This is a genomic window from Armatimonas sp. (assembly GCF_043760365.1).
In the GTDB taxonomy this organism is placed as follows: domain Bacteria; phylum Armatimonadota; class Armatimonadia; order Armatimonadales; family Armatimonadaceae; genus Armatimonas.
Genome location: NZ_JAYUPA010000636.1, coordinates 1 through 11,958, shown reverse-complemented (window position 1 = coordinate 11,958; position 11,958 = coordinate 1). Strand labels below are relative to the sequence as shown.

At 57.1% G+C, this 11,958-nt stretch carries 14 protein-coding genes and 1 tRNA gene; 9 read left to right on the top strand and 6 right to left on the bottom strand.

All coding sequences use genetic code 11. The features are described 5' to 3' along the window. Nucleotides 1–13: 13 nt before the first annotated feature. From ACH2EH_RS14605 to ACH2EH_RS14595, 3 genes are all read right to left on the bottom strand, one after another. The gene (locus ACH2EH_RS14605) at nucleotides 14–451 is read right to left on the bottom strand and encodes an SWIM zinc finger family protein (RefSeq protein WP_395142777.1); all 438 of its coding nucleotides are present in this window, start codon (nucleotides 449–451) and stop codon (nucleotides 14–16) included. Nucleotides 452–739: 288 nt separating this feature from the next. Then, nucleotides 740–2,131, bottom strand: a complete 1,392-nt coding sequence (locus ACH2EH_RS14600; protein WP_395142776.1) for a hypothetical protein — start codon at nucleotides 2,129–2,131, stop codon at nucleotides 740–742. Continuing rightward, on the bottom strand, nucleotides 2,128–2,634 hold the full coding sequence (locus ACH2EH_RS14595) for an RNA polymerase sigma factor (protein WP_395142775.1): 507 nt from the start codon (nucleotides 2,632–2,634) through the stop codon (nucleotides 2,128–2,130). The genes ACH2EH_RS14600 and ACH2EH_RS14595 overlap by 4 nt, the downstream gene beginning before the upstream one ends. Nucleotides 2,635–2,694: 60 nt before the next feature. Between ACH2EH_RS14595 and ACH2EH_RS14590 the strand changes: the two genes are divergently transcribed. After that, complete coding sequence (locus ACH2EH_RS14590; RefSeq protein ID WP_395142774.1) at nucleotides 2,695–3,960, top strand: (Fe-S)-binding protein; 1,266 nt, start codon at nucleotides 2,695–2,697, stop codon at nucleotides 3,958–3,960. A 6-nt stretch (nucleotides 3,961–3,966) separates the two neighbouring features. Here ACH2EH_RS14590 and ACH2EH_RS14585 read toward each other — a convergent pair whose 3' ends face one another. Beyond that, nucleotides 3,967–4,245 (bottom strand): hypothetical protein, encoded by a 279-nt coding sequence (locus ACH2EH_RS14585; RefSeq protein WP_395142773.1) that lies wholly within the window; start codon nucleotides 4,243–4,245, stop codon nucleotides 3,967–3,969. Nucleotides 4,246–4,349: 104 nt separating this feature from the next. On the opposite strand from ACH2EH_RS14585, the gene ACH2EH_RS14580 reads away from it, so the two are divergent. After that, nucleotides 4,350–4,421, top strand: a tRNA-Cys gene (locus tag ACH2EH_RS14580). Between the two features lie 138 nt (nucleotides 4,422–4,559). Here the strand turns inward: ACH2EH_RS14580 and ACH2EH_RS14575 are convergent. Further along, a complete protein-coding gene (locus ACH2EH_RS14575; protein ID WP_395142772.1) occupies nucleotides 4,560–4,919 on the bottom strand; it encodes a hypothetical protein in 360 nt (119 codons plus the stop codon). Nucleotides 4,920–5,128: 209 nt separating this feature from the next. Further along, the gene (locus tag ACH2EH_RS14570) at nucleotides 5,129–5,650 is read right to left on the bottom strand and encodes a hypothetical protein (protein ID WP_395142771.1); all 522 of its coding nucleotides are present in this window, start codon (nucleotides 5,648–5,650) and stop codon (nucleotides 5,129–5,131) included. A gap of 23 nt (nucleotides 5,651–5,673) precedes the next feature. On the opposite strand from ACH2EH_RS14570, the gene ACH2EH_RS14565 reads away from it, so the two are divergent. The 7 genes from ACH2EH_RS14565 (at nucleotide 5,674) to ACH2EH_RS14535 (ending at nucleotide 11,953) form a co-directional block, all read left to right on the top strand. After that, nucleotides 5,674–6,576, top strand: coding sequence for a hypothetical protein (locus ACH2EH_RS14565; protein ID WP_395142770.1), 903 nt, complete (start codon nucleotides 5,674–5,676; stop codon nucleotides 6,574–6,576). Nucleotides 6,577–6,645: 69 nt separating this feature from the next. Continuing rightward, nucleotides 6,646–7,311: a DNA alkylation repair protein gene (locus ACH2EH_RS14560; protein ID WP_395142769.1), complete on the top strand. Its 666-nt coding sequence runs from the start codon at nucleotides 6,646–6,648 to the stop codon at nucleotides 7,309–7,311. Between the two features lie 46 nt (nucleotides 7,312–7,357). Beyond that, complete coding sequence (locus tag ACH2EH_RS14555; protein WP_395142768.1) at nucleotides 7,358–7,702, top strand: hypothetical protein; 345 nt, start codon at nucleotides 7,358–7,360, stop codon at nucleotides 7,700–7,702. A gap of 209 nt (nucleotides 7,703–7,911) precedes the next feature. Continuing rightward, nucleotides 7,912–9,531: a type I restriction-modification system subunit M gene (locus ACH2EH_RS14550; protein ID WP_395142767.1), complete on the top strand. Its 1,620-nt coding sequence runs from the start codon at nucleotides 7,912–7,914 to the stop codon at nucleotides 9,529–9,531. Next, nucleotides 9,521–10,573, top strand: a complete 1,053-nt coding sequence (locus ACH2EH_RS14545; protein ID WP_395142766.1) for a YhcG family protein — start codon at nucleotides 9,521–9,523, stop codon at nucleotides 10,571–10,573. The genes ACH2EH_RS14550 and ACH2EH_RS14545 overlap by 11 nt, the downstream gene beginning before the upstream one ends. Then, a complete protein-coding gene (locus ACH2EH_RS14540) occupies nucleotides 10,570–10,698 on the top strand; it encodes a hypothetical protein (protein ID WP_395142765.1) in 129 nt (42 codons plus the stop codon). Before ACH2EH_RS14545 ends, ACH2EH_RS14540 begins: the two co-directional genes overlap by 4 nt. After that, the gene (locus ACH2EH_RS14535; protein WP_395142764.1) at nucleotides 10,688–11,953 is read left to right on the top strand and encodes a restriction endonuclease subunit S; all 1,266 of its coding nucleotides are present in this window, start codon (nucleotides 10,688–10,690) and stop codon (nucleotides 11,951–11,953) included. Before ACH2EH_RS14540 ends, ACH2EH_RS14535 begins: the two co-directional genes overlap by 11 nt. Nucleotides 11,954–11,958 lie beyond the last annotated feature (5 nt).

Genomic DNA, 11,958 nt, shown 5'->3' with positions numbered 1-11,958 from the left:
AAGACAGTCCTAATCAATCCGCCGTTTGTCGGATTTTTGCCGCGCAGCTATGTTTACAGATCCCGGCGCTCTGGAACCGTGGGCACTGGCAGCGGTAGTGCTGACCGCCTTCGTGGGTCACCAAGTAGGCGTTTTTGCTCCGGGGGTTGTAGCAGGCGCGCACCTCCGGGCCGAAAACCGTCGGTGACCAGATAAATCCCACGCCTTCGTCCCGCGCTTTTTTCTGCTCTGTGGACAGCAGGGCGTTCTCCATTGCGGTATGCGCCCGCTCGCTGCTTGGGAGCCAGCACACCAGCTTACGGCGACTGCGGGGCACGGTCTGCACCCAGGCCTCTAAAATAGTCGGCAGCCTGTTCATCGCGCGCACCATCTTCTCGGCATCTTTGGGCTCTAAGAGCTCCGGGCGACGGCGGGCGAGCAGTCCATCTCGAAAAACAGCGACAGTGGGCATTTTGTGTGATCTCTCTTTTCTCTCCAAAATTTTTCTTACTTTCGTAAATCTCGTGCTGTTTTTTCGAATGTTTTTTCGAGGGGACAAGTCCCTCTCGCTGAGGGCTTCGTTCGTTCCTCTCTGCGCCGGTCGCCCTCACGGGTGGGGGAAGCGAGTGCCTGCACTCGGAGAGTGCCTCGCGAAGCGCTTAGCGAGAGCAACTTGTTGCCTCGGAGATGCATCACGAAATTTGAGACAGAAAGAAATTTTCTACCCAGAGACTCTGCCGCGCCCTGCCAAACCGGAAACTCAGCGCCGACGGGTGAAGGCCATGAATAGTCCCGCTAGGAGTCCCCAAAAAGTGCTTTGAAGCTGGTTGGCCCAGAATGTTGTAACGTTCCATGGTCGGGTAGTGGTTGTCTTGGTTTGTATCGTCCCGACTTGCTCAATGCGCTGGCCGAGAACCTGCATCAGCTTGGACTTACTGATTTTTTCAAGCTCTTGCCTCAGCTGCGCCACATCGGAGCTTTCGAGGGTGAGGGTAACCGTTTCCTTGTCCGTATAGTCTTGGATGCGTCTAGCGCCTTGTTGCGTGAGGCAAAAGAGAAGATGAACCCGCTGCGTCGAATTTAGTGTGGGCTGGTTTGGCAAAGCGGTGATCCGAAACGATGCCGTGGCGCTCACGGTGGGCCGGAAGCCCGACCGTGCGGAGAAGCGCAGTTGGGGAGAGAGGCTCGGCAAGAAACCAACCAGAGTCCCCGCAACGATGCAACCGACTCGGCCACCCGGTAGGACATTGCCTAGCCACAGCAGCAAGAGAATTGCAAGCCCAAAGATCAGGCCGACGAGAAAAGCCATACAGCAGTCGTAGAGCACTTGATTGCGACTCGGCTTTAGAACTGCCTCGTGGGGGGGCTCGATAACACGAAGCTCCCATCCGGCCTTCGCGAGGAGCGGGGTTTCTTGCAGTGTCGTTATCCACTCCTGGAGTCGTTGAATTTGTTGTGTTGGATCGTCTTTATAGGCACCATAACCCGTAAGAGTGAAGTGGGTTATTTCCTGTCCGGGGGGTAAGCTCCAGCTTGTGTATCGGGAACTGGAGAATGTTCTGCCTGTTTGAGGAGGCTCCAGAAACTGGATCAAAGTCCCGACCGTGTCGTGATCGAGTAGGGCGGAAGCATTTTGTGGGTGGGCTAGCTCGATAGTGGCCGTTGTGCTGGGGCGGGGCTGTATCCAGAGAGGGACGCTCAGCAGGCCCAGCACGCTCGTGAGCAAGGGAAGAATGACGGTGAAGCGTACGCGTTTTAGGAGCCAGAGGAACAACCCAACCAAACTGCCCAGAACCAGTCCTGTTGTCGCACCGACAGTGATTGCTTGCGCTCCCGAATCAGTTTTCAAGCTCAAGGTGAGCAGCAACCCCAGAGCCATTCCCAGGAGCGGTGCGAGAAGGGGATAGAGTTTCCGTGGAGATGCCACACTCTGACTCTGCTGACTCTGCGGATGCACAATACGCTGTGCCAGTGCGAGACGGGGAGCGTCCGTGGTCAAAGCGAGCAAGCTCTGGCTGAGCGTAGTGATCTCAGTCATACTGCGCTGGCAGCGCGGGCAGGCTTTCAGGTGGCGCTCGGTCTGCCATTTTGCAAGTCCGCTGAGCCGACTATTGACAAGCAATACGAGCTTCTCTTCCGGGCAATCTCTCATTTTTCGTTCTCCATTTCGGACAGTAGGGCGCGGAGCTTCTTGCTCGCCTCCGAGACGCGCCACTTGATGGTTCCCTCGGGTTCCCCCAGGACGCTGGCGGCTTCTTTGTACGTGAGGCCGCGCACAAGCACTAGCAAGATCGCTGCCTGTTGGGAGTCCGGGAGCTGAGCGAGCGCTTGCTCTAGGATCACGCGCTGAGTGACATCGCGCTCCGTCGCTTCTGGCGCAGGGGGCTCCGTAATCAGCACAACTTGCTTGGGGCGGGGGCGTCGCTGACGATCCCGTAACCGTCGAACCGCGATTCCTGCCAGCCAGGCGCGGAGCGGGACGCGGCCCGAGTAACCGCGCTGGCCCTGGAACGCCGCCACAAACGTCTCTTGCGTGAGATCCTCGGCTTCGGCTCTGTCCCCGTGTGTAAGCCGGATCAGCAGGCCCAGAATCTCCCCACCGAAGCGCTCAAAGAGGCAGGCGAAGGGATCAGGGGCAGGGCTTGTTTTGCGCATCTGCCTATTATGTAGCCGACTCTCCCCGAATGGTTGGGTTGGCGGGTACAATAGCGAGCAATGAAGGAAGCGGATGTCGAAAAAGGGCTCTTGAGCTGTGTGCACTGCGGTTTCTGTCTGGATGCCTGCCCGACCTATCGGGTAACGGGCGATGAAGCAGACAGCCCCCGGGGGCGATTGGTCTTGATGCGCAGCGTCTCGGAAGGCAAGCTCCCGATGGTGGGAGAAGAGGCGAGTCAGCCCGGCGGCGTCGGGTACCATCTGGATCGCTGCCTCGGGTGCCGCGCGTGCGAGACTGCGTGCCCCTCCGGCGTGCCGTATGGGCATCTTTTAGAGCACTTTCGCAACGAACAGGAGCAACAGGTGGCCCGCACCACGGGCGAACGCGTCCTCCGCGAAGGGCTTCTCATGCTGCTTACCGATCCCAAGAAGATGAAGCTCGCGCTGAAGGCTGGGCGGCTCACGGGAGGGAAGATTCCCGCGTTCGCGGCAAGGTTTGTCGGACTTCCCACAGATACTCAGCTCCCGCTCCCCGCGGACCTGGAGAAAGCCTCCGCACCGCTTCCTGAGCTGATACGGGCACGGGGCGAGAAACGCGGGAAAGTGGCGCTGCTCACCGGCTGCGTGATGAGCGTTTTGTACAGCCCTGTCCATACCGCAACCGCGCAGGTGCTGGCCGCCAATGGCCTGGATGTCCATGTCCCCAGGAACCAGACCTGCTGCGGAGCCCTCCATGGTCATCAGGGGAAGCTGGAAGGGGCCAAAGAGCTGGCGCGTACACTCATCGCTTCGTTCGAGGGCACGGACTACGATGCCCTCATCCTGAATTCGGCAGGCTGTGGCTCGTTTTTAAAAGACTACACGCACTTGCTCAAAGACGACCTCGAGTGGGCGGATCGAGCTGCTGCGTTTGCGGCGAAGGTCAAGGATATTACCGAGTATCTGATGGAGATCGAGCCACGCCCCATGACACGCTGGATTCAGACACGCATCACCTACCACGATGCCTGTCATCTACGGCATGGGCAAAAGATCGCGGATGCTCCCCGAACGCTCCTCAAGATGATCCCTGGAATCGAGTATGTGGAGTGTGTGGACGCTGATCAGTGCTGTGGTAGCGCAGGTGTCTACAACTACCTTCAGCCGCAGCTTGCCGGCCAGCTTCAGAATAAGAAAGTGGAGAACCTCCTGGCAACAGGTGCCGAGATTATTGTCACCGGAAACCCCGGTTGTCTCGCCTGGATTGAGCAGGGGCTCCCCAAAAACATAGCGGCACCAAAGATCCTGCATCCCGTAGAGCTGCTAGCGCGTGCCTACGGCGAGTAGCGTCAGCTACGGTGAAAAGTGGAGCTGATTGGTGGCTAGTAGCAGTGTGCTGGCGCTACTACAGATAAGCAAGAATGTCAGAATCCAGGTCGCGGGGCGGCGGTTCAGGCCCACTGGCAGAGAGACCCACCAGAGCCAGAACGCGACACCGCCACACGATGTTATCAGGGTGAGCCAAGCGCCAAGCATTGCCAGAGAGATCCAGGGAAGAAGCACAACCCAGATAAACAAGAACCATCGCATTGCCTCACCAGTCTGGGCGCTATACTCTCGTGCATCACGCATAGTACTAGGAGTTAGGCAATAGATGTGCCAGAAGAAGGGGTGTCAGAAAATCCATTCGTCAGGCTTGCCAGCGATCGGGTGACATGATAGACTTCCCTGCACAAGGCGCCGTGCCCAAGTGGTAAGGGAGAGGTCTGCAAAACCTTTATGCATCAGTTCGATTCTGATCGGCGCCTCTCCAAATCCCTCTAGAAATACCCCCGATCCGGTCATGTGATTTAGCCTGTTGACAGCAACTACTCTCAACAGGAAGAATCACATAACCCGATTTTCGGTGGCCGTCAGAACCTGGTTCCAGAGATAGCTCTCCCGCCTCAGCGCTTCCCTGGCAATGGTGTTTTCTTCACCTTCACCCCATTATTCGTGTCCTCGGTCTTCTTGTTGCCCATCTTCACCTGCGCCGCGCCGACATCCGCCCCCATGTCCTGCTCCTCACCGCCCCAGCTCGCCGCCGACTCCCGGCCCGCCTTGCCCTCACTCGTAGGAAGCTGGCTCACGTCATCGTCCACGAGCTGTGAGTCGCCCCACGGATCAACTGGCCTTGGTGGGGGAGCCTGCGCCTTCATCCCACCACGCACCGGCTGCGCGGGCTGGTTGTCCCAGTCAATGTCCTGAAGCTCCTCGCCTGCGCCGTTGTGCTTGCCCTTACTCGAAATCCCAAATCCTGATGCCATCTCGTCTTTCCTCTTTCCGCATAGTGGCCGCTTTTCGGGCACGAGCCCACGCTGCCGAGTCTATCCCGATTATAGCGCCTTTGCTGGGGCAATACAAACAAATGTTTGATATACTGCAAAAGCATGGGACAAGAAAGAAAAGAAGAACCCCGTGAATTGACGCAGCTCGTCCGTGAGCTGTGCCCAAACTACGGCGACGACGAAGACGATCAGGACGAGCTGGAGCGCATCGCCGACCAGAGCAAGCCGACGCGCATCCTGCACCGGGGGCCACCACCGAAAACGAGAAAAGCGACGTCGTCAACTGGATCGTCCAGCGCATCCGCTGCCTGGCCCGCATCCCCGAAGAACGCGCCCCGACCGAGCTGGAGATGTTTGTCGCCACAACCATGATGCTGTGCCTCATCGTCATCATAGACAACCCCAAACGCCCCGACGACGACGGCGCGGCCTTCTTCGATCTTTCGGAGATCGCCGTGAGCATGGACATTATCTTGATCACCCCAAGTGCGGGCCGTGCCTTTGTCCGCAAGGTCAGCCATGAGCTCGCCCAGCGCCTCATGATCGCCGAAGTCGCCGCCGAACTGTTCTGGGCTTCGGAAGTGCACATCGAAGGCCCAGGCTGGGACAACGAACGCGAGCGCCACAAGCTCGCGGTGCGTGTCGAGGATCAGCTGGTGTGCGAAGAGTCGGAGGGAGGTTCCGCGCGGAACGTGTGCCAAACCGATCATGTGGACCATATTTTTTGTAATGATTGAGCAAACTTAAGATTGAGAAAGAAGGTAAGAACCTGATGAAAACCGTAGGAAAAAATAAGAACCGAGTGAAGAAACCGGCATTTGTGAGCATGAAGCCCAATCCTGCTCATGGTACCGAGGAAAGAATGGGTGAGGCAGCGCAAAACATGGTGGGCTACTTCCAGGAGCTGCTGGGAAGCGACGATCCGAAGCAGCTCGAAACGTGGCGGAGAGTCGCGCACAAGCTCGGTGTCGAGGTAGTCACCTTCGACGATCCTAACCAGTGTGAGGGGATGTTGGAGCGAGAGCCAAACCCTCTCCTTCATCTGAACGTGGCCTTTCCCTTAGAGAAACAGTTGAGGGTGATCGTCAATCTTCTGTCCCGGTACCTGATGGGTACTTGGGGCTATATGAATGAGGTGCCGCCCACCAAGCCGAAACCTTCCATGGCCAAAAAGCGGGAAGTCCTCAATCCGAAGTCGAGGGCATACAAGCGGCTTGAAGCACAGGTCAAGGAAATTGGGAAAAGGCCACGAGCAACCGAATCTCCCGAACCACCTACGCCGACAGGCGAGGGCTGGATTTCTGTTCCTGTTGCGCCCCTGATAAAGTTGATGCGAGATGCCTGTGCCTGCTGGCGGCACCGTGACGGGTTCCATGTCGCTTGTACGGTGGAAGAATGCCCTGTCGCCCCTGGCTGGCCGGTGCGCCATCGAACACGCTTGAGCATGTCCAGCCTTGACACGTCCCGCTCTTTTCGCCTTGAGAGAAACGCCGAAGAACCACGGCACAGGGCAACCAACGAGGAAGTAACCCGGGTCCTTGCAGACTTCGGTGAGGGTTGGCACGAAGACGACGCGCCCACCTGGGGGATCACGCGGCAATTTTTACGGTGGCAGAGTACCGAAGAGGTCGAGTAGCACTAGGGATAGTGAGGTGGGCACGGAAAAGCGGCTAAGTACAACGAGGGACTAAGTATAATGACAACCATGAACAAAGACGAAGTGATGAGCCAGCTTGAGGCGCTGGGAAGCGAGAAAGTACGCGAAATGCATGCTAGGCATGGAGCCTGTGAGAACCAATTCGGTGTTAAGATGGGGGATTTGCGCACCTTGGCCAAAAGCATCAAGCTCAATCATAGCCTCGCGCTGGAGCTTTGGCAGACGGGGAACCTGGACGCGATGCTGCTGGCGACCCTGCTGATGCGCCCCAAGGAGTTTTCGCTTGAGGAGCTGGATGCGATGGTGGCCGCCCTGACTTCCTCCCTGCTCGCCGACTGGCTAGGCACGCACGTGATCAAACTCCACCCGCAGAAAGAGCAGCTGCGCCAGCGCTGGATGCAGTCAGACCAGCCGATGACCCAACGTGCGGGCTGGAGCCTGACCACCGAGCGCATTATCAAGTCCCCGCAGGGGCTAGACCTGGCCGCCCTGCTGGATCGGATCGAGGCCGAATTGGGTAGTGCACCCGCGCTTGCCCAGTGGACGATGAACTACAGCCTGGCTGAGATCGGCATTCACTTCCCCGAGCACCGGGAGCGTGCCCTTGCCATCGGAGAGAAGCTGGGAGTGTTTCGCGACTACCCCACCCCGAAGGGCTGCACATCGCCCTACGCGCCCCTCTGGATTGCGGTGATAGTCAATCGCCAAGGGTAACCTGTTGCCTCCGCTGCCAACTTAGGCGAGAAGGATGTCTGTAGAAATGAACCGTAAGATTAGTGCCCGTTTTGCGCTTGGCCTCATTGCCGGGTTATGCTTCTTGGTTTGGGGCTTTATGTCCTTACCGCAGTGGATCGCGAGCCTTCGGCCAGAGCCTAAAGTCAAAATCATCATCTCGCTAGAGCAGTATAAGAAGATCAAAGAGGGGATGACGATCTCCGAGGTGCAAGCGGTCGTTGGAAGCCCTGGTGAAATAATGGGGGCAGGCTCGAATAGCAATACCCAATGGGTTCGTTATTCTTGGAAGAATAGACCTCTGGTGACCTATGCCTCGATCAATTTCATCAATGGGCGGGTCACTCAGCGTGAGCAGCAAGGACTGGAGTAGAGAATCCAATCTCCGCGTAGGAAATTGCGGATCGCTTGGCGAAATAGAGGGCACGAGTTTTTCGTTTGCTGACTGTAGAACCGATGTTATGGTGCGATGAGATATTCAACCGCTAGCTGCCCTCAGACACTCCTGCCTATTCTCCAAATCCAACATCTGGATGATCAGATGCTTTTTGGGGCGTTTCCGCATCACGGGAACAGCACGTTATGAACCAAGACGAACAGCAATTTCTCAACGATCTCGACAAGCGCCTGTGGGCGACGGCGGATCGGCTCCGGGGCAGTGTGGACGCCGCCGAGTACAAGCATGTGGTGCTCGGGCTTATCTTTCTGAAGTACATCTCCGACACGTTCGCGCAGCACCGCTTGGAGCTGGAGGCCAGCTTCCGCGACCCCGCAAGCGACTACCACTTGGAGGATGAGGCGGATATTGCCGCCGAGCTGGAGGTGCGCGACTACTACACGGAACAGAATGTCTTCTGGGTGCCTGCGGTGGCGCGCTGGGAGTTTCTCAAAGCCCATGCCAAGGTCGGGGTTGGGACTGAGATCATTTTGCCCGGCGGTGGTGCGTACCGTTTCCTGGGGGCGGGCCGTCTGATTGACGATGCGATGGAGGCGGTGGAGAAGGAGAACCCGAAGCTCAAGAACATTCTGGACAAGCGCTACGCCAGCCGCCAGATTGACTCGATCTATCCGGGAGTGATTGACCTGGTCTCGGGGATCCCGTTTCAGCACGCGACGCTGAAGTCCAAGGATATTCTGGGCCATGTCTACGAGTATTTCCTGGGGCAGTTTGCGATTGCGGAGGGCAAGAAGGGCGGGCAATACTACACGCCCAAGGCGATTGTGACCCTGATCGTGGAGATGCTCCAGCCGTTTGCCGGGCGGGTCTACGATCCGTGTTGTGGCTCGGGGGGCTTCTTTGTGTCGTCGGAGAAGTTCATCGGGGAGCACGGGGGCAAGATCGGGAGCATCTCGGTCTATGGGCAGGAGAGCAACCCTACCACCTGGCGGCTGGCCTCGATGAACATGGCGATCCGGGGGATGGACTACGACTTTGGCAAGGAGCCCGCGAGCACTTACACCCGCGACCAGCACCCCGATCTTCGCGCCGACTTCATCATGGCAAATCCCCCGTTTAACATGCGCGACTGGAACGAGGGCGTCAAGGACGATGACCCGCGCTGGAAGTACGGCATCCCGCCGACGGGCAACGCGAACTTCGCCTGGATTCAGCACATGGTGCATCACCTCGCGCCCAACGGGAGCGTCGGGCTCTTGCTGGCCAATGGCTCGATGTCGTCGAACACGAACAACGAGGGGGAGATTCGCAAGCAGTTCATCGAGAACGATCTGGTGGAGTGCATGGTGGCGCTGCCGGGCCAGCTCTTCACCAACACGCAGATTCCCGCCTGTATCTGGTTTCTAACTAAGAACAAGAACGCTCGGAACAAGAAGACCGACCGGCGCGGGGAGTTTCTGTTTATTGATGCTCGGAACCTGGGCTTCATGAAAGACCGCGTGCTGCGGGACTTCTCGGAAGCGGATATTGACCTGGTGGCCGATACGTTCCATGCGTGGCAGGAGGACGAGTATGAAGACGAGAAGGGCTTCTGCTACGCGGCGACGCTGGAGGAGATTCGAAAGAACGACTACGTCCTCACCCCTGGCCGCTACGTCGGCGCGGCGGATGTGGAAGAGGACGCGGAGCCCTTCGAGGAAAAAATGGCGCGGCTGGTGGCAGAACTGACAGGCCAGTTTGCGGAGTCTGCGAAGCTAGAAACGGCGATTCGCGAGAACTTAGCAGGGCTTGGCTATGGCGTCTGAGCTGCTCCCTGCTGGCTACGAACCGTTTCTTCGTGAGGTCAAGGAGCGCGTCCAGACGGCACAGGTACGTGCCGCCGTCGCGGTCAACACCGAGCTGATTACCTTCTACTGGTGGCTGGGACAGCGCATCGTCGAAGAGCAGGCGCATCATCACTGGGGGGATCGTGTTTTCGAGCGCCTTGCCCATGATCTGAGAGCGGCCTTCCCCGGAATGGAGGGCTTCTCTCGCACGAATCTTTACCGTGTCCGGGCGTTTTACCGGGCTTGGCGCGAGGTCGGAGAGAATGTCCCACAGGCCGTGGGACAAATTCCCTGGGGGCAAAACGTCGTACTGCTGGAGAAGCTCAAGGATGTCCCGACCCGATTGTGGTACGCGCAAAAGGCCATCGAGAATGGCTGGGGACGAACGGTGTTGGAGCATCAGATCGAGACGAAGCTCCACGAGCGTCTGGGAAAAGCGATCACCAACTTTGCCCAGACTCTGCCGTCGCCGCAGTCCGATCTGGCGCAAGCGCTTCTGAAAGACCCGTATAGCTTCGATTTCCTCACGCTCGCTGCCGATGCCCACGAGCGCCACCTGGAAGCCGGGCTCCTTGTCCATATCCGCGAGTTCCTGCTGGAGCTGGGCCAGGGCTTCGCGTTTGTAGGAAGCCAGTACCCGCTCACGGTCGGTGAGAGCGAGTTTTTCGTGGACTTGCTTTTTTATCACTTGAAGCTGCGCTGCTACGTCGTGATTGACCTGAAGATGCGTGCTTTCGAGCCGGAGTTTGCGGGCAAGATGAATTTTTATCTGTCTGCCGTGGACGACCTCCTGCGGCACACGGGGGATGCGCCCTCGCTGGGGGTGATCCTCTGCAAGACCAAGAACGCAACCGTGGCCGAGTACGCCCTGCGAGACATGAGCAAGCCCATTGGCGTCTCCACGCACCTCACCGAGTTACTCACCCGCTCCCTGCCAGAGAACCTCCAGAGCAAGCTGCCCACCATCGAGGAGCTAGAAGCCCAAGCAGGAGCAGTCCCGTTCCCGGAGGAATCGGAATGAGCGAGAAAACAAACGAGGAAAAGATGGCGCGACTGGTCGCGGAGCTAAACGGACAGTTTGCCGAGTCCGCGACGCTGGAAACGGCGATTCGAGAAGATCTGGCGGGGGTGGGCTATGGCGAGTGAATGGAAAACTGAACGCCTCGTCGCCTTATGTGAACTGATTGCAGACTGCCCACACTCGACACCACTTTGGACAGATAGCGGTGTGATTGTCCTCCGTAATCCAAATATCCGAGGAGGTCGCCTCGACCTAAGCACTGTAAGTTTCACTGATGAAGATCACTATGAGCAGAGAAGTCGTCGAGCCCGCTTAAAGGCTGGTGATCTAGTACTAACACGGGAAGCCCCTATGGGCGAAGTATGTATGATCCCTGAAGGACTTCGCTGCTGTTTAGGGCAGCGAATGGTCATGTTACGCACTGATCCGAAGAAATGCGATTCACGCTTTTTACTTTACTCTATTCAATCGAACGCGGTTCAACATGAGATTAAAGTTAACGAAGGCACTGGATCAACAGTTAGTAATCTGAGAATTCCATTGCTTGAGGCACTCCCAATATTTCATCCCCCTCTCGCAGAGCAGAAGCGCATCGCCCATATCCTCGGCACTCTCGACGACAAGATCGAACTCAACCGCCGCATGAACGCCACCTTGGAAGCCATCGCCCAGGCGCTCTTCAAATCCTGGTTCGTGGACTTCGACCCGGTACGCGCCAAAGCCAGCGGGGAAGCGGAGGAGTCCATCTGCCAGCGGCTCGGGCTCACTAGCGAGGTGCTGGCGCTGTTCCCGGATCGGTTGGTGGAGTCGGAGTTGGGGGAGATTCCGACTGGGTGGGAGGTTGCCCCATTAGGCAACTTGATCGAACTTGCGTATGGGAAAACGCTTAAAGCTGAAGATCGCCAAGGCGGAGAGGTTCCTGTTTTTGGATCAAATGGGATTATTGGCTGGCATCACAAAAAATTAGTTTCAGGCCCAGGCATAATTGTTGGGCGCAAAGGTAACCCTGGAATAGTCACTTGGTCTCATGCTGATTTTTTCCCGATTGATACTACGTTTTATGTTGTTTGTCTAACTCATATCAAAAGTTTATATTTTTTCTACTATGCTTTAAACCTACAAAATCTCGGAAATCTGGGAGCAGATTCAGCAGTACCTGGACTAAACAGAAATCATGCATATATGAGTCGTCAAGTCATACCAAACATTAAAATCTTCAAATTTTTTGACGCTCAGATTGCATCTATTTTTGCACAAAAATATAGTAACGATCAACAAAATCGCACTCTTGCAAATCTACGCGATACTCTCCTTCCCAAACTCCTCTCCGGTGAGCTGAGCGTTGCGGAGGCGGGGGAAGTGGTTGAGGGGAACGGATGAAGATA